The following is a 22360-nucleotide window of genomic DNA, read 5'->3' as shown; positions in this document are numbered from 1 at the left end:
GCGCGTCGTTACGCGAGGTCTGTGACGGCGTCGAGCGTGATGCTGATGGCGCGCTCGACGTTGTTCTTCGCCTTCTCGGGGAGTTCTTCGTCGGAGTCGGCACCCTTCTGCGTGCCGGCGACGAGGTTGCCATCGACCGTACAGATGGCCCCGGCGCGGAGACCCTTCCGGCGGGCGAGCGAGAAGACGGTCGCCGCCTCCATCTCGATGGCGAGGAGGCCTGCGGCGTTCCAGTCTTCGACGTACTCGTCGGACTCGTTGTAGAACGCGTCGTCGGAGACGATGGGACCGACGTGTACGTCTTCGTCGTTCGCTTCCGCCGCGTCGACGAGCGACGTGAGGACGTCGTAGTCGGGGACCGCCGGGTAGACTTCCGACTCGTAGCGCTTGGACGTGCCTTCTTCTTTGGCCGCGCCCGTCGCGACTATCATGTCACCGATTTCGATATCTTCCTGCAGCGCGCCGATGGTGCCGACGCGGATGAACGTCTCCACGCCGACGCGGGAGAGTTCTTCGAGCGCGATTGCGGCCGACGGACAGCCGATACCCGTCGAGGAGATGGTCAGCGGAACGCCCTCGTACTCTGCGTTGACGACTTTGTACTCGCGGTTCTCAGCGACTTCTTCGACGTTCTCACACTGCTTTGCGATACGGTCGACACGGCCAGGGTCACCGGGGATGAGCGCGATGTCGTTTACGTCGCCCTCTTCGACGAGGAGATGGGGCTGTTTTGCCATAGTCGACCCACTCGTGTCGGCGGCAAAAACGCCGCGGTTCGCAGAGGCCGCGTCGTTACGCGAGACCGGCGAACACCGCGGGACCGAGAACTAACAGCGCCACTCCAAAGACGAGCGACGAACGGAGCCATTGCCCTCGAACGGCAGTCGCCCGCTCTTCGTAGATACTGCGCCCTGCGCGTGGCAACACGAAGTACGAAAACAGGAAGTAGATACTCACCACGACGACGAGCATCGAAATCAGGTGCGGTGTGAAGTCGACGCCGCCGACCGGAAGCTCTGGAATGACGGCGTCGACGAGCAGGTAGACGCCTGCGTAGAGGACACCCGAGAGGACTCCTGCGACGTGGTGGACGAGATTCGCGTCGAGGAAATCGACGTTTTCGGGGCCGGTCCGCCGAATCACCGACGCGGCGATGTAGGCGGGCGTGAAGCCCTCTTCTTGACGCCACATCGGGATGTCCATCACGATAGCGGCCGCTAGTCCGACGAGGGCACCGAGCGCCAATCGCCCAGCGAGTGTGCCGGCGTTCGAGAGGACCCCAAACGCGGCACTCACCGCCGACACCTGGTCCAACATCGTCTCGAGGATTGGGCCGTAAGGATAAAATTGGTTGGGCCGTTCTCGAAATATATTATTTCTGGCCGAGACGAACGCACGAAACGGACAGACGCGTCGTCAGCGTTCGAGAAGGTCGTCTAACCGTCGCCAGTTCAGTTGGGTCCGTGCGCCGGGTTCCGCCGCAGTGAGCGCACCACAGGCGTTTGCGATTGCCAGCGCCCGTTCGTAGGTTCGGTCTTCCAATCGTGCGGCGATGAACCCCGCGGCGAACGCGTCGCCTGCGCCGGTCGTATCGACTGCGTCGACGGGATAGCCGGGATGGACGTGTCGCTCGTCGCCGTCGCGGACTTCTGCCCCCTTCGGGCCGTGTTTGATGACGAGCGTCGTCTCGTCGAGTGCGTCACCGACCGCGCCACCGTTACCACCGGTATCGGAATGGTTGTGCTCGGCGGCCTCACCGAGTGCAGTCGCCGCCTCACGGTCGTTGAGGAAGACGAAGTCGACTAGCCGGAGCGCGTCGGTGTAGCCTCTGTCGCCGATGCGCCGACCGGGGTCGAAACTGACCGTCGTCCCGACTTCGGACGCCAGTCGGGCGAGCGCGGCGGCCGTCGCAGGCGACTGACTCGTCAGGTGGAGGTGGTCTGCCGCGGCGAGTGCGTCGGCCGGCAAGTCGTCTGCTTCGAACGACTCGTTGACGCCGGGTGACCCGAGGACGAACACGTCGCCCGACGCGTCGACGACGATGTACTTGACAGTCGTCGGGCCGTGGTCGACGTCGACGACGTACTGACAGTCGACGCCTTTCGACGCGAGTTCGGCGACGGCAGCCCGCCCGTGTTCGTCGGTTCCGACGCTCCCGAGGAGCGACGTCGGCACGTCTAATCCGACGAGGCCACTGGCGACGTTGGCGGCGCTCCCACCGCCTGCACCGACGTGTGATTCGACCGTCGCTTCACCGTCGGGTTCGGGGAGTGCGTCGACGCGGAGGGTGACGTCCCAGTTCAGGTGACCGGCGCAGATGACACGGGACATACGTCTCCGAGAGTCGTTTCGCCGCGCAAATAACTGTCCCGGCTCTCTGTATTGTGTTCGCAAGGGACGTGACGTGTCGTCGGGGACGTAATGGGTCCGTCGAGTACGTGACGTGTCGTCGGAGACGTAATGCGTCCGTCGGGGACGCGGTTCGGTGAAAATATCGAGTGGGGCGTCACACCGTCCTGAACTGTTCGCGCTGAAGCGACTCGAGCAGTTGTCGCCCCAGGTCCAGGAGCTCGTCGAGTCGCGCTTCGTCTATCGACGTGACCGTTCGCTCGTTGGGGTCGTAGCTAACCACACCCGCGTCGTCGAGGAGAGGAAGATGCGTGTGATGTAGTTGAATCGCGATTTTTCTCTCAGTCGATGCGGTCGGACCCAGAGCGTTGCCCGATAGACCGTCGGCAACACGATTCGACAACCTGTCGAGATTCATCGGGGTCCCCCAGTCTCTCAGTATAGTAAGGGCGAGAGTACGAGGCGGATACCCGAGGATATCGGACACGGCAACCCGGTCTCTCGTTCGGAGTGAGTCTGTCACGGCCACCACCACCATCGAATTCGAACGGAAATAAGAAAGACAGCGTTGTTCACCCACTTCGGTACAACAGGGTTCTGGTCCGTGGGAGTCAGTTACTCAATCCGCCCCAGAGTCGTTCTCGGCGAGTCGCCACGAGAAGATTGCGCGAAGGACCACGACGAGACTGTTCTGTTCACCACTGCCCCAGATTGCGACTTCGTCCACCGTATCACCGTCGACGAGGACACTCACGAGGGCAGCCCGTTTGTCCGTGATGACGAGACTCCCAGCCCCGGCGTCCGACCACTCCCAGAGGGTCTCGAAGAGCGTGGCCGTCGGAATCACGTCCTGGATTCGTTCCTGTACGTCCGCAGAGATACCAGCGATGAAGATGTCGACACCGCGTTCTTCGGCGTCTTTGAGGTGGTCGAGATGGTCGTCGGTGAGCAACTCGTCGACAGTCATGTAGATGAGTTCGTTCTCAGCGCCGTCGACGTACTCGAACACACGACCGGCGACGGCGTCTCGGCCCGTGACCGTCCAGACGCCGAGTTCCTCGGGGCGCTGTTCTACGGGTTCCAGTTGATTGAGACGTTCACTCAACTGAGTGATGGTGTTCTCGCGTCGCGCTTCGAGTTTGTAAATCGCAGTTTCCCGAGAGACGGGTTTGAACTTTCGAGGCGTCGTGTACTGGATCTCGACGAGTCCCGCCTCGTAGAGCGACTCGACTGCGTCGTACACGCGAGTTCGAGGAACGTGGTTCATGTCGGCGATGTCTTTCGCAGTTCCGACTCCGAGTCGAAAGAGGTAGACGAGAACGTACGCTTCGTACTCGCTGAGCCCGAGTTGTTGGAACAGGCTCGCACTCTCTGCTTCGAGTTGTTCTTGGGTGAAATCTGGCATGGAAATGATACGACTGGGACCCACATATAGTTCTCACCAAACTTCAGCAATCTGAAAACACGGAGAACCGCTGAACGAGTGGTGCTTAGTCGTCGTCGGGGGACGCGGGTCGCACAGCACCGAAACTGGATTGTATAACTGTACCGCCGGTCAGGCACCGGTGATGGCGAACAACAGCAGGTTGTGGACGCCGGGGCCGAGACCGACGGCCGCGACGAGACCCAAGAGCAGTGCGCCTTCGGTCGGTTCCTCGCGGATGTAGTCGGCGAGGAGTCCGACGACGAGGCCTGCAACCGCGAGTTTGACCAGGACGAAGAGCCAGCCGACACCGATGACGTCTGCCGTCGGGAGTGCACCCGCCGCTTCGAGAATGACTCGCGACAGCGGGGTTCGTTCACCGAACCCGAGGACGTCGACGCCGACGGCAGTGGAGACGCCATCGAGCGCGTGGCCGAAGACGGCGAGCACGCCGAGTGTGCCTGCCGCCGTCACTTGGGGGTCGATTCGGGTCATCACTGCCCACGTCGCCGGGGTGACGAGCACTGCGACGACGAGTGCGATGGTCGGCCAGAGCGGTGCCAGCGTCCCGGCGGCAAGAGCGGTTCCGACTGCGAGGACGACGAGTCCGCCTGCGAAGACGAGACCGGGAACTGCGAGGTTCCGTGGCGTCGCTTCGCCGGCGACGTCGAGTCCGAGGTAGGTTCCGCCGGCGAGAACGGCGACACTGAGATAGACTGCCGGCGTCCCACCGAACGGTTCGACGACGGGCGGGAGCAATCCAGCCACGTACAACACGTGGAGCGCCGACCCCGACACCATCCACGGGACGAGCGCGAGTACGTGCTCGTCGGTGACAGACGGACGTCTTCTGACCACGCCGACGGTGATGCCCGCGAGACCGGCGACGAGGACGACGAGATACGGCAGTGGGGGAAGCGCGAATCCTTCGGGGAGGATGGCCATGCAGGAGGCCCAACGGGGCGGCGTGAAAGCCTTACGTTCTTTAGGTGGCCGTCTCCACCACCGAATATGAATCGAGACGACCTCGCGCCCCGTATCGACCACACGGTCCTCGGACCCGAGACGACGATGAAAGACGTCGAAGCCGTCCTCGACGAGGCCGACGAGTGGGGGATGAACGCCTGTATCCCGCCGTGCTACGTCGAAGAAGCGGCCGAATACGCTCCCGACGTCGTCCTCGCGACGGTCATCGGTTTCCCGCACGGCCAGAACACCACCGCCGCAAAACACGAAGAAGCAGTCGACGCGTGGAAGGCCGGTGCCGACGAACTGGATATGGTCATCAACGTCGGCCGACTCAAAGCGGGCGAAGACGACGTGGTCACCGAAGATATCTCGGAAGTCGTCGCCGCCGTCCCAATCCCGGTGAAAGTCATCATCGAGACGGCACTCCTCACCGAAGACGAGAAACGCCGTGCGTGCGAGGCCGCGAAAGAGGCGGACGCCGCGTTCGTCAAGACCTCGACCGGATTCGCCGATGGCGGTGCGACGGTCGAAGACGTCGAACTCATGGCCGAATACCTCCCCGTCAAAGCGTCCGGTGGCGTCGGTTCGTACGAGGACGCGCTGGCGATGTTCGAAGCAGGTGCCGAGCGAATCGGTGCCTCCTCGGGCGTCGAAATCGTCTCGGGCGCGCCAGCCGAATAACGTCTGTTCTTCTATTCGACCCGTAACGCGACCAATCTCGCCGGTCCGTTTTGCCCGCCCGATTCGACGACGAACAGCGAGTCGTGGGCCGGTGTCGGCCCCGTCGCGGCACCGCCGTCGAGTGCGTACTCCCATCGGTGATTCCCGAGGCGGGCGCTCCCGACGCCGATTCCTCCAGACCGGTCGTAGGCGACGACACCGCCGTCGTCACTCGTATCGGAGACGAAGATGGTGTCGCCTGCACCGGCGGGCGGAGCGAAGAAGTCACCGTCGGCCTTCCACGACGGAGACCCGTCCCGTTCGTCGTAGGCGTGGATGCCGCTTCCGTCGGTGCTGAAGACGTGGTCCGGGCCAACGGTGACCGACCGGTGCGGCGATGATTCTTCTCGATGCCATCCAATCCGACCGGCCCGCGCACTCCCTCGCAGGAGGGCAACACCCGCCCCGAACACTCCTGCGACGACGTCACGGCCAGAGACGATAGCAAGTGCCTGTATCGACCCTGGGAGTTTCGTCCGCCACATGCCTGTCGGCTCTGTCCCAGGGTCGTTGAGGGCGGTGACCTCTCCTGCTTCAGTTCCGACGACCAACCCGTTCCACTGCGCGGCCAACTGCACTGCCGGCCCGAAGACTCGGGTCTGCCACTCGACTCTGCCGTCGCTCGCACGGACTCTGAAGACGTAGCCGGCGGTGTCGGCAACGTAGAGGTGGTCCTGGTCGGGGGTCGAACGCAGTATCGGTGCCCAGACGCTCGATTCGGTCGGCGCGTGCCACACCTCCTCGCCGTCGTGGGTGAAGGCGAGGACGCCCGTTCTCGCGCCGGTCTGTCCGATGTAGACGTGGTCGGAATCGACGGTCACCGGCGACCGAAATCCGCTATTCGACTCGACGGTCACCGACCAGCGCTCCGTGCCGTCCTCGACGGCGAACGCCCGAAGTCGCTTGCCCGTCGCGTAGTAGACGGTGTCGTCGTACACTGTCGGTCGGGTGCCCCCCAACGCCCCGACTTCGACGCCCCACGCTTCACTCGGTTTCGAGGAGGGGCCGGTCGCGCGGGGATTGTAACTCGTCCCCTGCGGTGAGAAGTTGGGATGCGGCCAGTCGGCCCGCCCCTCGCCGGTCGAACCGTCGTCGTCGCCGCCGAGACAGCCGGCGAGGCCGGTGAGCGTACCGACACCGACCACCTTGAGCGCGTCACGTCTGGAGAGCCTCACGCTGCTTCACCTCCTGCGGTCGCCGCTGTCCCCGCGACTGACGCGTCGGCGACGACGGTGAGACTCATCAGTCCGTCGTCGCGGACGACGGGACAGAACACTCGTCTGTCGGTGCAGGCGACCGAGTGACCGACGTAGCTTCCGAGTTCGGTGGACCACCGTTCACGGTCTCCGAGGACGTCGGTTCCTCCCTGTTTCAACGCGACCAACCGCCCTTCGCCGGTGCCGACGTAGACGGTGTCGTCTGCGATGCTCGCCGCCGACGTTCCCTCGCTGGGTGAGTAGGACCACCGTTCTTCGCCGGTCGCCGCGTCGAGGGCGACGAGGTCGCCTTTCGAGGCGTACAGTCGCTCGCCGTCGAAGGCGAGTCGCTTGTGGACACCCTCGTCGTCTTCCCAGACCACGCTACCGTTCCGCATTTCCAGTGCGGCGATGCGGTCCCACCCCGCAACGTACACTCGTTCGTCTCCGACGACCAGAGGCTGTGGTTCGGCAGTTTCGAGCGGTGCCTGCCAGTACCCGCTTCCGTCCGCACCGAGACAGTAGAGACGCTGGCCTTCGGTGACGACGAAGACGAATCGGTTGACTGCGAGTGGGCGCTGGACTGCACCGTAGAGCCCTCTGGTCCACTTCACCTCGCCCGAGTCGAGGTCGACGGCGCAGACTCGCTCGTCTCTGAGGCCGAGGAACATCGTCTCGCGGTCGTTGGAGAAGGCGGGAGCAGTCGTCGGTGCGGCAGGGAGTTCGAGACTGCGGAAGTCGCGGCCAGTTTCGGCGTGGTAGACGCCCATTCGACGCGGACCGTGATGGGTGACGCCCGACGAGTACAGCGACCCATCGAGGACGGCGGGCGTCGTCCACCCGTCGCCGGGAACGACTTCGACTTCCTCGCCAGCAGCGGCGTCGACGACGTGAATCGGGTCGCTGGCGGTGTACGCGACAGACCCGATAGCCGCCGGTTCCCACGTCGGCATCCCGAACGCCGCTTCGTACTCGACGACGGGGTCCGAGACGGCACGCCCCTCACGAAGAAACGCGGTGTTCGCGTCGTCGTGGGCGTACGTGGGCCAGTCGGCGTCGAACTGGACGCCTTCGGGGAAATCGTCGGACGCTGCGTCGTCGCCGCCGAGACACCCGGCGAGGCCGGCAACCGCACCCGACCCGGCGAGTCGAAGCGCGTCACGTCGCCGGAGAGAGCGTGACGACGGTGACGAACCTCGTCGCTCGGAGTCGCGATTGCTGGAGGGCGTACCGCGTGAATTCATGTGCGTACGAGTTCACAACACGATGACAAGTAGCTTGTCGTCGGGAGAGTTGGGTGGCGAGCGCTGAACAGTTCAGCGCTCGAAAAATGCAGAGTTAGGTGGGAATCTCGCCGTTTCTACTCAGGCCGCGGGGCGGCCAGCACGTTCGGCAGAGCGGTTCTTCATCATGCTGCCGAGTGCGCCACCGAGTGCACCGGGGACGCCGGCGAGGACGATGATGACGATGGACGCCGCGAACGTGGTCAGGCCGAAGAACAGGCCTGTGAACAGGATGTTGAACAGCACCAACCCGATTGCGACGAAGATACCACCGAGTGTGGTCGCGACGAGGCCGTTGATTGCGCCATCAGTCGTTCCAGTCGTCACCACGTATCCAGCGACGAGGCCACCGATAATCCCGGTGAGGACGTATCCAATCGTCGGCAGCGTCATGTTCGTAAACGGAACAGTGAGACCACTGAGTAAACCGACGACGAGTGTTGCACCGAAGCCGTATGCGATTGCGCGTACACTAAGTTCCATAGCGAGTCAATATACAGCGTCTGAAAGCATGAATTATATTCGCACTTTCACGGATGGTTCCGGCGGAGAGAGTATCTCTGACTGCTGAAACTCCGAAATCGGTGAGTCGACGAACGGTGGTGTCGTGGCCAGAGAGTCGGAGTCTCCGACTGTGGGTGACTCACAGTCTCGGTGGATACCGCGTCGTTTTTGGCCGCGCACCCGATATCTGGAGTAACCGAATGGCCCGATACCACATCGAGACGTATGGCTGTACCTCGAATCGCGGCGAGAGCCGTGCTATCGAGAGTGCGCTCCGCGACGCCGGCCACTACCGCGTCGACGGACCCGAGGAGGCCGACGTCGCCATCATGAACACCTGTACGGTCGTGGAGAAGACGGAGCGAAACATGCTCCGCCGGGCCAAAGAACTCGAACAGGAGACGGCGGACCTCATCATCACCGGGTGTATGGCGCTCGCGCAAGGCACCGACTTCCGCGAGGAAGGCATCGACGCCCAGATTCTCCACTGGGACGACGTGCCGACGGCCGTCACGAACGGTGAGTGCCCGACCCCCGGACCGGGTGTCGAACCCGTCTTGGACGGCGTCGTCGGCATCCTCCCCATCGCTCGCGGGTGTATGTCGAACTGCTCGTACTGCATCACGAAGTTCGCCACCGGTCGCGTCGACTCCCCGTCTGTCGAGGAGAACGTCGAGAAAGCCCGTGCGCTCGTCCACGCCGGTGCGAAAGAACTCCGAATCACCGGCCAAGACACCGGTGTCTACGGGTGGGACAAGGGCGACCGAAAGCTTCCCGAACTGCTGGACCGCATCTGCTCCGAAATCGAGGGCGACTTCCGCGTCCGCGTCGGGATGGCCAATCCCGGCGGCGTCCACGGCATCCGCGACGAACTCGCCGAGGTGTTCGCCACGCACGACAAACTCTACAACTTCATCCACGCGCCCGTGCAGTCGGGGTCCGACGAGGTGCTCGAACACATGCGGCGACAGCACCGCGTCGACAAGTTCCGCGACATCGTCGAGACGTTCGACCAGACGCTCGGGTACTGGACGCTCTCGACGGACTTCATCGTCGGCTATCCCACCGAAACCGACGACGACCACGCCAAGTCGATGGACCTCCTCCGCGAGATTCGCCCCGAGAAAATCAACGTCACCCGCTTCTCGAAGCGTCCCGGCACCGACGCCGCCGACCTGAAGGGCCTCGGTGGAACCATCAAGAAAGAGCGGTCGAAGGAGATGTCCGAAGCCAAGATGGACATCGTCGCCGCCGCCTACGAGGAGATGGTCGGCACCGAACACGACGTCCTCGTCGTCGAGGAAGGCACTGGCGACTCCGTGAAGTGCCGCGACGAGGCCTACCGGCAGATTATCGTCCAGAACGCCTCCGAACACGGCCTCGAACCCGGCGACTTCGCTCGCGTCACCGTCACCGCTCACCAGACCGTCTACGCCTTCGGCGAACCGGTCGAGACGACGGTCGAACCGAAGGCTGCCTGAAGCGACATCTCGGCGTCACTCGCAACGGTCTGAAACGACCCTCTGACGGCACTCGCAACGGTCTGAAACGACCCTCTGACGGCACCCGTTACGGTCGCACCGTCCACACGAGTTCGTCTTCTGCCGACTGCGGTGGGTCGCCATCGAAGTTGGTGACCTCCCACGACGACGCACCGACGAGTCGCAACAGGAGTTCGAACTCTCGTTTCGTCACCGATTTGAGACGGTACGACTCCGCGACCACGACGTCGTCGTTCTCGTCGAACAGCACCTTCTCACCTTTCACGATTCCTTCGACGTCGTCTTCGAAGTCGGCGCGGTGCAGCACTCGGTACTGCTGGCCGTCGATTTCGACCGATTCGACTTCTTCGGTTCCGTAGTTCTCGACGACGAACTCACAGTCCGGTGCGTAGAAGTTCAGCACCAACTCGCCGTCGTCAGCAGTCGCGTCGAGCAGTGAGCGGAGGGCCGCGAGCTGGTCGTCGATAGTGAGGGTGTGCAGAAACGCTCGAAACGGGACGATGACGAGTTCGTACGGGTCGTCCACGCTGAACGCTCTCATGTCGGCGTGCCACACGTCGGGGTCGAGTCCCTCCTCGGCAGCGTTCGCTCGGAGTTGGTCGAGCATCCCCGTCGAGAGGTCGATTCCGTCGGCGTCGACACCCTCGCGTAGGAGTTCGAGATAGATTCGGCCCGTCCCGCACCCGACTTCGAGGACACGGCCATCGACGTCCGTGGCCCGGTCCACGTAGTACGACACGTCTTCGGTCGGTGCCGACTCCGCGTCGTAGACGGTGGCCCACGCGTCGTAGTAGTCGATGGTGTCGTCCGGTTCCATGGGCGGTCTGCGGCGGAATCGGTCTTAAACCTTCGCGCGGTCCGAAGTGGCGTCACCCATCGAATTCCTCGTCTCGAGACTCGTATATCACGGTCAATTTACCGGGCGTTGGCCGTCGTGCGGCGTCACGAATACTCTCGAACTGTTCTAACACCGCCGTCGAATTGCTCGCCCCCTCGACGAGCGTCCGTGACTCCTCGCGGAGCGAATCGTACAGCCGGTCCATCAGTCGTTCGATGGCGTAGGCGTCTGTCTTCGAATCGATTTCGAACACGGCCGTATACTCATCCATAATCTGATTCGTCTCGCTCACACGATAACGGTTGTCCCGAAGAATCGCGACGACGTCCGCGACACTCTCCAGGCGCTCACCGACAGATTGGTATCACTCCTCGGTCAGTATCCTGTGTGTCCTCCGATAGCCCTCCCCTCTCGCGTCTCGTCGCCGGAGACGTGCTACGTACGCTTCTCGGTGTGATTCTCCTCGGTGCTGTTCTCTTCGCCGCCACGGGCGTCTGGCCGCCGATGGTCGCCGTCGAAAGCCAGAGTATGGAACCGCACCTCGAACGCGGTGACCTCGTGGTCGTCTCCGACGAGTCGCGGTTCGCTGGGGCGGCCGCTGACGAACACGGTATCGTGACGGTGACCGCGAGCGAGCGATACAGTCGAATCGGTGGCCAAGGCGACGTCATCGTGTATGCGCCCCCGTCGAGACACGGGTCGCCGATTATCCACCGTGCGGTGTTCTACGTCGATGCGGGCGAGAACTGGTACGACGAGGCAAACGAGTCGTACGTCCGCGGTGCCGACTCCTGTGACGAGTTACTGAACTGCCCTGCACCACACGCGGGGTACATCACTCGCGGTGACAACAACGGCTACTACGACCAGGCGAGCGGTATCGCCCAACCCGTCAAACCCGAGTGGGTCGAGGCGAAAGCACAGTTCCACGTGCCGTATCTCGGAAACCTGCGCCTCGAACTGCAAAAGCGACTCTGAACGCCGAGCCCGCCGCGTTCAACCGAGCCCGCCGCGTTCAACCGAGCCCACCGCGTTCAACCGAGCCCACCGCGTTCAACCGAGCCCGGCCGAGACCGCTACTCCTCTCCACTCCCGTCCGGTGTGTACGGAGTGTATCGTTCGTCTTCTGGACCGTCTTTCCACTCTCCGAGTTCCTTCGGGTCGATGTGGACGAACACGTCGTCGACTTCGTCGATGTCGCGAATCGCCTGTACGACCCACGTCTCGATGTCGTGGGCCTCGTGGAGCGTCATGTCGCCTTCGACTTCGATGTGGAGGCTCACGTCGATTTCCGGGCCGACGTAGTGGGCGACGACGTCGTGAGCGCCCTGAACGTCCGGGTGCGAGAGCGCACGCTGGACGATGAGTTCGCGCAGATACTCTGGTGGGGCGGCACCGACGAGGTAGTTGACGTTGTCGCGGACGATTTCGTATCCCGTGTAGACGATGCCGAACGAGACGAACATCGCGGCGAGTGGGTCTAAAATCGGATAGCCGTACTGTGCACCGAGGACGCCGACGAGTGCCGCTCCCGCGGTGAGGATGTCGTTTCGGTTGTCGAGTCCGGCGGCGACGAGCGCCGGTGAGTTTCGCTCGCGGCCGACGCCGTAGCAGTAGCGATAGAGGAGGTATTTGAACACGCCAGCGGCGACGAGGATGACGACACCGAGCGTTCCCGCCGTCCCGCCGTACGTGCCAGCGAGGATGCTATTGGTACTCTGCCAGAGAATCGCGCCACCTGCTGCGAACACACCGACGGCGACGAACAGCGAGACGAACGGTTCGATTCGCTCGTGACCGTGCGGGTGTTCGAAGTCCGGCGGTTTCGTCGTCAGATAGAGTCCGGCGAGGATGATGGTGCTGTAGATGGCGTCAGCGAGACTGTTCACCGCTTCGGACCCCACTGCCAGACTACCCGTCGTCCACCACACCGCCCCCTTCCCGAGGACGAGCAAGACGTTCGCCAGGAGGACGACGAGGCCGACCCGACGGATAGCCTGTTTCCGTTCCATTACCCTGGCTTTCGGGAGTGGGGTTGAAATGCGCTTCGGGTGATAGCAGCCGTTTAGACGGCACTCACAAGAGTTTTTGAGTCAGTCTAATTCGAAGAAAACCGCCGAGTCGTCACCGTCGGTGACGGCCCCATCGAGCTCACTGAAGGCGTCGTGGAGGTGGTCGTACGAGTCGTCGAGTGCCTGCACGATGACTTTCGTATCCGAGACGACCGGCATGAAGTTCGTATCGCCGTTCCACCGCGGGACGACGTGCGTGTGGAGGTGGTCGTCGATAGACCCGCCAGCGGCCGACCCACCGAGGTTCTCGCCAGCGTTGAACCCGTCGGGGTCGAATGCGGCGTCGAGCGCGTCGAGCGTCCGCGACTTCAGTCGGGCGTGGTCGAGGAGTTCTTCGTCCGAGAGGTCGGCGAAGTCGCCGGTGTGGTGGTACGGAATGACCATCACGTGGCCGGGGGCGTACGGATAGTTGTTGAGGAGGACGAACGAGTGTTCGGAGCGAGCGACGATGTTGCTCTCGGCGTCGGCGTCGCGTTCGGGAAGCGCACAGAACGGACAGTAGTCGTCGGGCCGCTCTTCGTCACCGTCTTGGTCGTCGTCCCGCGTCACCCAGTCGATACGCCACGGGGCGAACAGTTGGTCCATATCTGGGGTAACGAACGGGGGGATGCAAGCAGTTTCGGTTTCTGACCCCCGGTTGCCTCACCGGGTGATGTTCTCGTAGCCGTCTTCGGTGACGATGACGGTGTCTTCTGCTTGGCCGACCATCGCACCTTCTTCTTCCTTCAGGACGGGGTAGCCACGCAGGACGCCCTGTTGTTCGAGTCGGCGAATGGCCATCTCCGAGCGACCGCCTTCGAACCAGCGGGCGGCGAAGGGGAGCAGTTTGTACTTCTCGCGGACCTCGTCGAGGAGTTTACGCGACATCCGGTCGCGGACCGACCGGTCGTGGACGAGGCTGTAAATCTCGTTTTTCGACCCTTCGGTGACTTTGCCGGAGCCGTCGGTGGCGAACGGTTCGATTGCGATGACGTCACCGACTTCGAGTTCGACGCCGCGGTCGGCACCACGGTTCGGAATCGTCGGGTCGGTGTGGGCGTCCCACTGTTCGACGCCGTGGCCCGAGAGGTTGAGAACCGGCGTGTAGCCGTAGCCACGAATCACGTCTTCGATTTCGGCACCGATTTTCCCGGTGTGTGCGCCCGCTTCGACCATGTCGAGGGCAGCGTCGAGCGCCTCTTCGGCGGATTCGACGAGTTCGTCGTTGCCCGAGAGGTCGACGGTCACCGCCGAGTCGGCGATGTAGCCGTCGACGTGGACGCCGATGTCCAGACAGACCATGTCCTCGCCGAAGACGGTGTCGTCGTCGCGTCCGGGACTCGCGTGTGACGCCTCTTCGTTGACGCTGATGTTGACCGGGAACGCACACCCGTCTGCGAGTTCTCGAATGCGTTCCTCTGCGTATTCGGCCACTTCGAGGTGCGTGACGCCGGGTTCGACCATCTCGGCCGATTCGTCTAACACCGTCTGGAGGACCGTTCCTGCCTCTCGATACTTTTCGACCGTCTCGTCGTCGAGGGGTCCGATGCTCATGTCCCCGGATTCGGGGTCCCGCCGGAAAGCGATTGCGGGACGAGTGGCGTGACGTCACCGCGCTCTTTTCTGCGTGCACGAGTGTCTTGGCCGTGACTATATAGCACAATGTTCTGGAACTAGTAACTCTTTCTTAACTGCCGAGTCTTGAGACAGAGAGAGTTCAATGCCTGTGCCAACTTTCCACCCCGACGTCGCAGACCAGCACCTGCGAGTCAACATCAACGAGTGGGACGGCGTGTACGTCGTCGGCGACGTCCACGGGTGTCTGCCCGCACTCGAACGTCTCGTCGACCGCATCGACCCCTCCGACGACGACCTGGTGGTCTTCGTCGGCGACCTCGTCCGGAAAGGCCCCGACAGCAAGGGCGTGGTGGACTTCGTCCGCGAACGTGACAACTTCCTCACCGTCCGCGGCAACAACGAAGAGAAACTCATCCGCGGCACGAAAGAGATCGACGCGCTCACCGACGACGACCTGGCGTGGATAGAGAGCCTCCCGGTCGCAATTTCGTGGGAGGGCGCGCTCGTCGTCCACGGCGGCGTCCACCCCGACGTCCCGCTCGAAGAACACGACGTCGAGGCGCTCGAAAACACCCGTGCGATGAACCCCGGCGACAGTTACGACGGTCCGTTCTGGTTCGAACAGTACGACGGCCCCGACCGAGTCTTCTTCGGCCACACCGTCATGGCCCACCCCGCCATCTACAGATACGCGATGGGACTCGACACTGGCGCAGTCTACGGCGGCGCACTCACCGCCTACGACCTCCACGCCGACGAACTCGTCTCTGTCGACGTCGAGGTGACCCACGAGTCGCGCAAAGACTCGAAAATCGTCGAACCACGACAACCGGCACTCGCGTGACGCCGACGAGGCGTCCCGGACAGGCGTCGAAGTAAAGTTCACTGCGGTACCATATTCTCTCGATCGATGTCCGAAGACGAGGCCCACGGTGGAGACAGATACGAACCCAACGGGGGGCTGACCGGTAGCCAGCGCCCGACGACAGCACCCGTTCGAGTCAGCGACCTCGTGGACACGCCACCGGCCACAGACGACGTGGACCTCTCGGACGCGACGCTGTATCTCAACCGTGAACTCAGCGAACTCTCGTTCCACGAACGCGTACTCAACGAGGCGTTCGACGAGCGAAACCCACTGTTCGAACGGGTGAAGTTCCTCTCGATTCTCACCAACAACCTCGACGAGTTCTTCATGAAACGCGTCGGTGGGTTGAAACAGCAGATTGCCGCCGACGTGACGGAACTGTCGCCCGACGGCCGGACACCACACGAACAGTGGCGACTCGTCTTAGAACGCGCTCGCGACCTGTTGGACCAACAGACCGCCTGTTTCGAAGAACTCGTCCGCCCTGCCCTCGCAGATGTCGGTATCGAAATCGTCGCCTACGAGACGCTCTCGTCGGACGAACAGGCCGCGCTCCGAGACTACTTCGAGGCCGCGGTCCTTCCGACGCTCACACCGCTCACGTTCGACCCGGCACACCCGTTTCCGTTCATCTCGAACCTCTCGCTGTCGCTCGCCGTCCTCACGAGAGAACACGACGACGAACCGACGAAGTTCTCCCGCGTGAAAGTTCCGGGGAACAGACCACAACTCGTCAGTGTCGGTGCACACGCCGGCGGCGACACCGATGCGCGAATCGACTCCGAGTCGTCCAGCGACGCCGACGGGACCAAACGGTTCGTCCCGCTGGCACGCATCATCGAACACAATCTCGACTTGCTGTTTCCGAACGTCGAAATCGTCGACACGTCGCTGTTCAGGGTGACGCGAAACGCCGAGGTCCGGCGGAACGAGGAGGTCGCCGAGGGCCTCATCGCGATGATAGAAGACGTCCTCCGACAGCGTCGCTTCGCGACTGTCGTCAGACTCGAAGTGGAAGCAGATACCCCAACTGCGGTCCGAGACCTCCTCGTCGAGCAACTCGACCTCGACGACAGAGAACTGTTCGAACGGGAGATTCCGATGGACTTCACGGGGGTGACGGCCCTGTTCGACCTCGACCGCCCCGAACTGGAGGTCGAACCGTGGCACCCCCAACCGCACCCGCGATTTGCCAGTCTCTCGGTAGACGACCCGGACACGCTCTTTGCCGAAATCGCCCGAAAAGACGTCCTCGTCCACCACCCGTATCACTCGTTTACCGGGACGGTTGGGACGTTCCTCCAAGCAGCAGCGAACGACCCCAACGTCCTCGCCATCAAGGCGACTATCTACCGGACTGCACCCGATTCGGAGGTCATCGAGACGCTCATCGAGGCGGCGAAGAACGGGACACAGGTCGCCGTGATGGTCGAACTCAAGGCCCGATTCGACGAGGAGAACAATCTCCGGTGGGTCCGCCGACTCGAAGAAGAGGGTATCCACGTCGCCTACGGGACCATCGGCCTGAAGACGCACACGAAGACGGCACTCGTCGTCCGCGAGGAAGGCGACGGCGTCCAACTCTACTCTCACGTCTCGACGGGTAACTACCACTCACAGACAGCCAAACTCTACACCGACCTCGGGTTGTTCACCGCCGACCCCGACATCGGCCACGACCTGGTGCGCCTGTTCAACTTCTTCACCGGTCACTCGCGGCACGACACCTACCGTAAACTGCTGGTCGCACCGACCAACCTCCGCGAAGAGATGACTCGACTCGTCCGGCGCGAGGCAGACAACGCCCGAGCGGGACGGGACGCCCGAATCGTCGCCAAGATGAACGCACTCGAAGACCCGAAGATGGTCCGCGAGCTCTACGAGGCGTCGATGGCCGGCGTCGATATCGACCTCGTGGTCCGCGGTATCTGCCGTCTCCGACCGGGAATCGACGGTATCTCAGATACTATCTCGGTGTCGAGCGTCGTCGGGCGGTTCCTCGAACACTCGCGTATCTTCTACTTCCACAACGACGGCGACCCCGAGTACTACGTCGGGTCTGCCGACTGGATGACGCGGAACCTCGACCGCCGGGTCGAAGCCATCGCACCCGTCGTCGACCCGTCGCTGCGGGTCGAACTCGAAGCCGTTCTCGACGCACTGCTCTCTGACAACCGTCGGCGCTGGGAGATGGACTCCGAAGGGCGTTACGAACAGTGTCACCCACCAGACGATGGCGAGGTGAGAGAAGCACACCGCGTGCTGATGGACCGGGCGATAGCAGAGACCGAACGAGCGAGAGACGACCAACACGAGTCGTGACGGGTCTGCCGAGTTCGGTTCGTCCGCCAGACTAGTTAGACCGAAGACATATTGCGCGGCTCTACACAGACGGTTCTATGCCCTCCACTCACTCCCGAAGGAGTCTGCTCACGCGTGTCGGTGCCACCCTCGTCTCCGGAGTTGGACTTGCCGGATGTCTCCGCGAAGCGCCAGAGACTGAGAGTGAATCGACCAACACGACTCACTCCGAGACGACCGAAGACCAGACGACGACTCCAGCGTCCCAGACCGAGATACCCTTCGCCGAGGTCACGGACGAGGACGCCGAAGCCCGCGCACTCGCCGCCGAGGAGGCGTACCTCGACTCACGACTGCAGAACGCCTCGTGTCTCCTCAGTTGGGGGACGACACCGTCGACGGCGAGCAGAGAGGCCACCGTCGTCGAGCGTTCTGCAGACGGGGTCGTCGTGGACGTCACCCACCCATATTGGTACAGCAAAGAAGGCGAAGAAGCAGACCTCGTCTCGGAAGCGTTCTATCTCATGAATAACACGAGTGTGCGGCGCACCAGCGGCGACGAGGTGTCGCCGTGTTGAACCACGGGTCGAAGCGACCGGTTACGCGCTCGGTCGAATCCGAGCGACGACGTCGCCGCGGGTGAACTCGCCACCTTCTGCGACGACGAGTTCGGTGACCGTCCCGTTCGTCGGTGCGGTCACGTCGATACTCACCTTCTCGACTTGCATCTCGCCGATGGTCTCACCTTCGTCGACCGCAGAGCCTTCGCGGACGAACCAGTTGGCGAGGTAGCCTTCGTCTACGTCCTCGGCGTCGGCGGGCCAGATGGCCGCCGAGTCGACGTCGACGTCTTCGGTCACCGACGGCCTCCGTATGAGTTCGGTGTCCCCGTCATTCGTGGAGTTCGCGGATGGCCGCCGCGATTTTATCCGTACTCGGGTTGACCTCGTTTTCCAGCGGGCGAGCGTAGGGAATCGGCACGTCCGGGATGGCCAGCCGCTTGACCTCCGAGAGGTCGTCGAGCGCGCCTTCTGCCGCACGAGCGATGATTTCACCCGTCACGCCGAACGACTGGTAATCTTCGTCCACGACGAGCAGTTTCCCAGTCTTCCGAACCGAGTCGAGAATCGTCTCGGTGTCGAGGGGGACGAGCGTCCGAAGGTCGATGACTTCCGCGTCGATGCCGTCGTCTTCGAGTTGACTCGCCGCGTCGAGCGCGCGGTGGACGTGCAGTCCGAGCGTGACGACGGTCACGTCGTTGCCGTGACGTTTGATGTCTGCCTCACCGAACGGAATCGTGTAATCTTCCTCCGGAACGGGCGTCTTCGGGCCGGATGGAGACGGCATCCATCCGAGACCCATGAGGCGTTTGTGGAACATGTACACCACCGGGTCGTCGTCGCGGATGGCGCTGTGCATCAGGCCCTTGGCGTCGTAGGCCGTACTCGGGACGACGACTTTCATCCCTGGGAGGTGAGCGAAGGTCCCGTAGAGCGTCTGGGAGTGTTGCCCAGCGTCGTTGTAGGTGCCGCCGACAGCGGTCGTCAGCACCATCGGGACGGAAAACGACCCACCGCTCATGTAGGTGTTCTTCGCCATGTTGTTGTAGATTTGGTCCATCGCGACGCCGAAGAAATCGACGAACATCAGTTCGGCAATCGGGCGCATCCCGGCTTGTGCCGCGCCGACCGCAGCACCGAGGAAGGCAGTCTCGCTGATGGGAACGTCCATGATTCGGTCGGGGCCGAACTCGTCTAAGAGGCCGGTCGTACTGGAGAAGATGCCGCCGTATTCGGCGACGTCTTCGCCCATGTAGAACACCTCGTCGTTCTCCCGCATCTCCCACGCGATGGCTTCGACCATCGCTCTGCTCATCGTCAGTTCTCGGTCCGTCTCTGTCGCTTGCGTAACGTCTCGTGATTCAGTCGCCATTATTGCTCACCTCCGTCGGCTGCTGCGTCCGACGTGCTTCCGCTGTCTGAGTACCCTCCATCGGTCGTCGCCTGCGCTGGCGGATTCGTAAAGACGTCTTCGTACGCCTCCGACGGGTCCGGCTCGGGCTGTTCTTTGGCCCACGCGATGGCTTCGTCCACGCGTTCGTGTGCCCGCTCGCGAATCTCGTCTATCTCGTCGTCCTCGACACCGTGTGCCCGCAGGTCCTCGGCGAGGCGTTCGATAGAGTCACGTCGCTTGGAGTGACTGATATCCGACTCCGGTCGGTACGCTTCGGCGTCGCCCATGAAGTGACCCATCCGGCGGTGAACTTGCACTTCGAGGAGCGTCGGTCCGTTGCCATCACGAGCGCGTGCGATTGCTCGCCCCGCCGCCTCGTAGACGGCGACAGCGTCGTCTGAATCGACTCGTTCTCCCGGCATGGTGAACCCGTCGGCACGCTGTGAGCCGTCTGTCACGTCGGTCACGCGGTGTTTCGGCATGCTAATCGCCCAGTCGTTGTCTTCGATGACGAAGACGACGGGCAGGTTCTGGACGCTGGCGAGGTTGAGCGACTCGAAGAACCCACCCTGGTTGATCGCGCCATCACCGAGGAACGCGACGGCCACGGAGTCCGTGTGTCGTTTCTTCGCGGCCATCGCCGCACCGACCGCCGGCGGGCAGCCTTGCGCGATGATGCCCGAACACGCGAAGTTGACGTCCGGGTCGAACAGGTGCATGTGACCGCCTTTCCCTTTGGAGAGCCCCGTCTTTCGGCCGAAGATTTCGGCGGTCATCTTCTTCAGGTCCACCCCTTTCGCGATGGCGATGTGGTGTGGCCGGTGTGGCGCCGTCACCGTGTCGTCGTCTCGGAGGTGGATACAGACACCAGCACCCGAAGATTCGTGTCCAGCGGCGAGGTGAAGTTCACCCGGTATCGGTCCCGCCGAGATGTCGAACGCCGGTTGTTTCCCGACCAGATACTCTTCTTGGAGTCGTTCTTCGTAATACCGAGCAGTCACCATCTGCTCGTACATCGTACGTAGTTCGTTAACACTCACCATGTGCTTCTGAGACTACACGACATGAACTATTAATATTAATTGTGTAAAATCCGAACGTCGCCCCGGCTGAAACGTCGATTTCGGCACTGACAGTGCTGTGAGCGTACAGAAATAAGGTACCACACGACATATCTGTCCGTATGGTTGACACGACACTCACGCCAGTTACGATACCTGCTGATGGCGTCGAACTCGACGGAGACCTCGGAATTCCGGAGGGGGCCACCGGCCTCGTCGTCTTCGCACACGGCAGTGGAAGCAGTCGGAAGAGTCCACGGAACAACTACGTCGCGGAGGTCATCCGGAAGCGAGGAGTCGGAACGCTTCTGTTCGACCTCTTGACCGAACGAGAAGACGAGACGTACGAGACGCGGTTCGACATCCCGCTGTTGGTCGAACGACTCCTCGCCGCGACGGAGTGGATACGCAGTCGAGACGAGACGCGAGCCCTGAAGATTGGGTACTTCGGGTCGAGTACGGGCGCCGCGGCGGCACTGCTCGCTGCGGCCGAACTCGGTGAGGAGACGGACGCGGTCGTCTCTCGCGGTGGACGCGTCGACCTCGCAGACGAACGACTGGCGGACGTCACCGCACCTACGCTTTTCATCGTCGGTGGGGCAGACGAACCCGTACTCGGACTCAACCGCTCGTCGTACGAACGACTCGACTGCGAGAAATCACTGGAGGTGATTCCCGGCGCCGGTCACCTCTTCGAAGACCCCAGCGAACTGGAGCAGGTGGCCGAACTCGCCGCCGATTGGTTCGAGACACACCTCGCGTGAGTCGGGAGACTCGTCCGACTCACTCAGCGAGAGAATTTGAGGTCTTTCGTCGGGTCTTCGACGACGACCCACCATCGTACGTCGTCTTTTGGGTGGCGTCGTTTCACGTGGTCTTTCAGTTGGTCACCTGCATCGAAGTCCTTTCCACACAGGTTGCAACGGTGGTGTCGGTTGGCCATACTACAGGTACGTCAGCTAACACGATTAACCTAGCCAGCGCTCCACTGACCGCCCCGAGCACAGACCCGTGGGGGAGGTGTCTATCGAAAATCCCGCCTCTCTCACCGTGTGCTCACTCACCTTCGACGAGTCGTTCTAACTGCTCCGGTGGAACCGCACCGCGGGCAGCGTACCCCTCGTAGGCGAACGTCGGGACGCCGGTGACACCGTGTCGCTGTGCTTCGGCGAACTGCTCGCGAACCTCTTCGAAGAGGCCGTCGTCGTCGAGGGCAGAGCGAATCTCGTCACCGTCGAGTCCGGCGTCTTCGGCGAGTTCGACGAGGAGGTCCTCGTCGCCGATATCGGCACCGTCCTGCCAGAGTGCCTCGAAGATGGAGACGTCGAACGTCAGCCACGTCTCGTTGTCGTAGTGCTGTTTCACGTAGTACGACGCCACCTGTGCTGGAAGCGAGTCGACGTCGGTCGCTATCTCCTGTTCCATCTCGACGTCGTATCGGTCCTGCAGGCGTCGAACACCCTGTTTCGCCTGGTCGTAGTAGTCGTCGTCTTTGCCGTCGTCGACGGAGAAGTCGATGGTTCCGTCCGGGCGACGCTTCTGACTTCGCAGGTCGAACGGGTGCCAGTCGATTGCGAGTTCCTCGTCGCGCGAGTCCTGATACCGCTCGAGGGACTCACGCCCGAGATAACAGAACGGACAGACGTAATCCGAGTAGACGGTGATGCTGTCGGCCGCTGAGTCGGTCATACACACTCGTATTGTTTGGGGTTACAAAAACGAGTTGCTTGGCTGTGCATCGCGGGTGAGCAAGCGTCGACCGCT

General features: G+C 62.6%; 26 protein-coding genes. 7 read left to right on the top strand and 19 right to left on the bottom strand.

Going from position 1 to position 22360, the window contains the following annotated elements:
- Window positions 1–8 precede the first annotated feature (8 nt).
- The 6 genes from GJR99_RS14395 to GJR99_RS14375 all read right to left on the bottom strand — a co-directional run bounded on the left by GJR99_RS14395 (window position 9) and on the right by GJR99_RS14375 (window position 4717).
- On the bottom strand, window positions 9–737 hold the full coding sequence (locus tag GJR99_RS14395) for a nucleoside phosphorylase (protein WP_151113336.1): 729 nt from the start codon (window positions 735–737) through the stop codon (window positions 9–11).
- Between the two features lie 55 nt (window positions 738–792).
- Window positions 793–1317 (bottom strand): hypothetical protein, encoded by a 525-nt coding sequence (locus GJR99_RS14390; protein WP_154326006.1) that lies wholly within the window; start codon window positions 1315–1317, stop codon window positions 793–795.
- A 99-nt stretch (window positions 1318–1416) separates the two neighbouring features.
- Complete coding sequence (locus GJR99_RS14385; protein WP_151113334.1) at window positions 1417–2331, bottom strand: carbohydrate kinase family protein; 915 nt, start codon at window positions 2329–2331, stop codon at window positions 1417–1419.
- Window positions 2332–2506: 175 nt separating this feature from the next.
- Complete coding sequence (locus GJR99_RS17985) at window positions 2507–2887, bottom strand: DUF7344 domain-containing protein (RefSeq protein WP_449405221.1); 381 nt, start codon at window positions 2885–2887, stop codon at window positions 2507–2509.
- Between the two features lie 81 nt (window positions 2888–2968).
- The gene (locus GJR99_RS14380; RefSeq protein WP_151113332.1) at window positions 2969–3754 is read right to left on the bottom strand and encodes a TrmB family transcriptional regulator; all 786 of its coding nucleotides are present in this window, start codon (window positions 3752–3754) and stop codon (window positions 2969–2971) included.
- Between the two features lie 150 nt (window positions 3755–3904).
- Window positions 3905–4717: a DUF63 family protein gene (locus tag GJR99_RS14375; protein WP_151113330.1), complete on the bottom strand. Its 813-nt coding sequence runs from the start codon at window positions 4715–4717 to the stop codon at window positions 3905–3907.
- A gap of 66 nt (window positions 4718–4783) precedes the next feature.
- On the opposite strand from GJR99_RS14375, the gene deoC reads away from it, so the two are divergent.
- Complete coding sequence (deoC, locus tag GJR99_RS14370) at window positions 4784–5422, top strand: deoxyribose-phosphate aldolase (RefSeq protein ID WP_151113328.1); 639 nt, start codon at window positions 4784–4786, stop codon at window positions 5420–5422.
- Window positions 5423–5433: 11 nt separating this feature from the next.
- On the opposite strand, the gene GJR99_RS14365 is transcribed toward deoC, so the two are convergent.
- The 3 genes from GJR99_RS14365 to GJR99_RS14355 all read right to left on the bottom strand — a co-directional run bounded on the left by GJR99_RS14365 (window position 5434) and on the right by GJR99_RS14355 (window position 8423).
- Window positions 5434–6636, bottom strand: a complete 1203-nt coding sequence (locus tag GJR99_RS14365) for an outer membrane protein assembly factor BamB family protein (protein ID WP_151113326.1) — start codon at window positions 6634–6636, stop codon at window positions 5434–5436.
- Window positions 6633–7901: a PQQ-binding-like beta-propeller repeat protein gene (locus tag GJR99_RS14360; RefSeq protein WP_151113324.1), complete on the bottom strand. Its 1269-nt coding sequence runs from the start codon at window positions 7899–7901 to the stop codon at window positions 6633–6635. Before GJR99_RS14360 ends, GJR99_RS14365 begins: the two co-directional genes overlap by 4 nt.
- A gap of 120 nt (window positions 7902–8021) precedes the next feature.
- Window positions 8022–8423 carry a DUF5518 domain-containing protein gene (locus tag GJR99_RS14355; RefSeq protein ID WP_151113322.1) on the bottom strand — a complete coding sequence of 134 codons (402 nt, stop codon included), beginning with the start codon at window positions 8421–8423 and terminating at the stop codon, window positions 8022–8024.
- 221 nt (window positions 8424–8644) lie between these two features.
- Between GJR99_RS14355 and GJR99_RS14350 the strand changes: the two genes are divergently transcribed.
- Window positions 8645–9925, top strand: a complete 1281-nt coding sequence (locus GJR99_RS14350; protein ID WP_151113320.1) for a tRNA (N(6)-L-threonylcarbamoyladenosine(37)-C(2))-methylthiotransferase — start codon at window positions 8645–8647, stop codon at window positions 9923–9925.
- Window positions 9926–10013: 88 nt separating this feature from the next.
- On the opposite strand, the gene GJR99_RS14345 is transcribed toward GJR99_RS14350, so the two are convergent.
- Both GJR99_RS14345 and GJR99_RS14340 read right to left on the bottom strand, forming a co-directional pair.
- Window positions 10014–10763, bottom strand: a complete 750-nt coding sequence (locus tag GJR99_RS14345; RefSeq protein WP_151113318.1) for a class I SAM-dependent methyltransferase — start codon at window positions 10761–10763, stop codon at window positions 10014–10016.
- A gap of 52 nt (window positions 10764–10815) precedes the next feature.
- Window positions 10816–11055, bottom strand: coding sequence for a hypothetical protein (locus GJR99_RS14340; protein WP_151113316.1), 240 nt, complete (start codon window positions 11053–11055; stop codon window positions 10816–10818).
- 116 nt (window positions 11056–11171) lie between these two features.
- Between GJR99_RS14340 and GJR99_RS14335 the strand changes: the two genes are divergently transcribed.
- A complete protein-coding gene (locus tag GJR99_RS14335; RefSeq protein ID WP_151113315.1) occupies window positions 11172–11762 on the top strand; it encodes a S26 family signal peptidase in 591 nt (196 codons plus the stop codon).
- A 98-nt stretch (window positions 11763–11860) separates the two neighbouring features.
- Here the strand turns inward: GJR99_RS14335 and GJR99_RS14330 are convergent, their stop codons facing one another.
- From GJR99_RS14330 to map, 3 genes are all read right to left on the bottom strand, one after another.
- A complete protein-coding gene (locus tag GJR99_RS14330) occupies window positions 11861–12796 on the bottom strand; it encodes a cation diffusion facilitator family transporter (RefSeq protein ID WP_151113313.1) in 936 nt (311 codons plus the stop codon).
- An 81-nt stretch (window positions 12797–12877) separates the two neighbouring features.
- A complete protein-coding gene (locus GJR99_RS14325) occupies window positions 12878–13441 on the bottom strand; it encodes an HIT family protein (RefSeq protein ID WP_151113311.1) in 564 nt (187 codons plus the stop codon).
- Between the two features lie 57 nt (window positions 13442–13498).
- Window positions 13499–14389 carry a type II methionyl aminopeptidase gene (map, locus tag GJR99_RS14320; RefSeq protein WP_151113309.1) on the bottom strand — a complete coding sequence of 297 codons (891 nt, stop codon included), beginning with the start codon at window positions 14387–14389 and terminating at the stop codon, window positions 13499–13501.
- Window positions 14390–14555: 166 nt separating this feature from the next.
- On the opposite strand from map, the gene GJR99_RS14315 reads away from it, so the two are divergent.
- From GJR99_RS14315 to GJR99_RS14305, 3 genes are all read left to right on the top strand, one after another.
- Entirely contained in the window at window positions 14556–15257 is a 702-nt protein-coding gene (locus tag GJR99_RS14315; protein WP_151113307.1) for a metallophosphoesterase family protein, read from the top strand.
- A 66-nt stretch (window positions 15258–15323) separates the two neighbouring features.
- Window positions 15324–17603 carry a polyphosphate kinase 1 gene (gene ppk1 / locus GJR99_RS14310; protein WP_151113305.1) on the top strand — a complete coding sequence of 760 codons (2280 nt, stop codon included), beginning with the start codon at window positions 15324–15326 and terminating at the stop codon, window positions 17601–17603.
- 77 nt (window positions 17604–17680) lie between these two features.
- Window positions 17681–18160: a hypothetical protein gene (locus tag GJR99_RS14305; RefSeq protein WP_151113303.1), complete on the top strand. Its 480-nt coding sequence runs from the start codon at window positions 17681–17683 to the stop codon at window positions 18158–18160.
- Window positions 18161–18181: 21 nt separating this feature from the next.
- Here GJR99_RS14305 and GJR99_RS14300 read toward each other — a convergent pair whose 3' ends face one another.
- The 3 genes from GJR99_RS14300 to GJR99_RS14290 are packed head-to-tail and all read right to left on the bottom strand — an operon-like array spanning window position 18182 to window position 20551.
- Entirely contained in the window at window positions 18182–18442 is a 261-nt protein-coding gene (locus GJR99_RS14300) for a lipoyl domain-containing protein (protein WP_151113301.1), read from the bottom strand.
- A 31-nt stretch (window positions 18443–18473) separates the two neighbouring features.
- On the bottom strand, window positions 18474–19514 hold the full coding sequence (locus tag GJR99_RS14295; protein WP_151113299.1) for an alpha-ketoacid dehydrogenase subunit beta: 1041 nt from the start codon (window positions 19512–19514) through the stop codon (window positions 18474–18476).
- A complete protein-coding gene (locus tag GJR99_RS14290; RefSeq protein WP_151113974.1) occupies window positions 19514–20551 on the bottom strand; it encodes a thiamine pyrophosphate-dependent dehydrogenase E1 component subunit alpha in 1038 nt (345 codons plus the stop codon). Before GJR99_RS14290 ends, GJR99_RS14295 begins: the two co-directional genes overlap by 1 nt.
- 167 nt (window positions 20552–20718) lie before the next feature.
- Between GJR99_RS14290 and GJR99_RS14285 the strand changes: the two genes are divergently transcribed.
- Complete coding sequence (locus GJR99_RS14285) at window positions 20719–21360, top strand: dienelactone hydrolase family protein (RefSeq protein WP_151113297.1); 642 nt, start codon at window positions 20719–20721, stop codon at window positions 21358–21360.
- Between the two features lie 23 nt (window positions 21361–21383).
- Here the strand turns inward: GJR99_RS14285 and GJR99_RS17515 are convergent, their stop codons facing one another.
- Both GJR99_RS17515 and GJR99_RS14280 read right to left on the bottom strand, forming a co-directional pair.
- The gene (locus tag GJR99_RS17515; RefSeq protein ID WP_191967136.1) at window positions 21384–21539 is read right to left on the bottom strand and encodes a hypothetical protein; all 156 of its coding nucleotides are present in this window, start codon (window positions 21537–21539) and stop codon (window positions 21384–21386) included.
- Window positions 21540–21652: 113 nt separating this feature from the next.
- Window positions 21653–22285 carry a DsbA family oxidoreductase gene (locus GJR99_RS14280; protein ID WP_151113295.1) on the bottom strand — a complete coding sequence of 211 codons (633 nt, stop codon included), beginning with the start codon at window positions 22283–22285 and terminating at the stop codon, window positions 21653–21655.
- Window positions 22286–22360 lie beyond the last annotated feature (75 nt).

This window comes from Haloferax marinum, assembly GCF_009674625.1.
In the GTDB taxonomy this organism is placed as follows: domain Archaea; phylum Halobacteriota; class Halobacteria; order Halobacteriales; family Haloferacaceae; genus Haloferax; species Haloferax marinum.
This window is presented reverse-complemented; position numbering and strand designations above follow the sequence as displayed.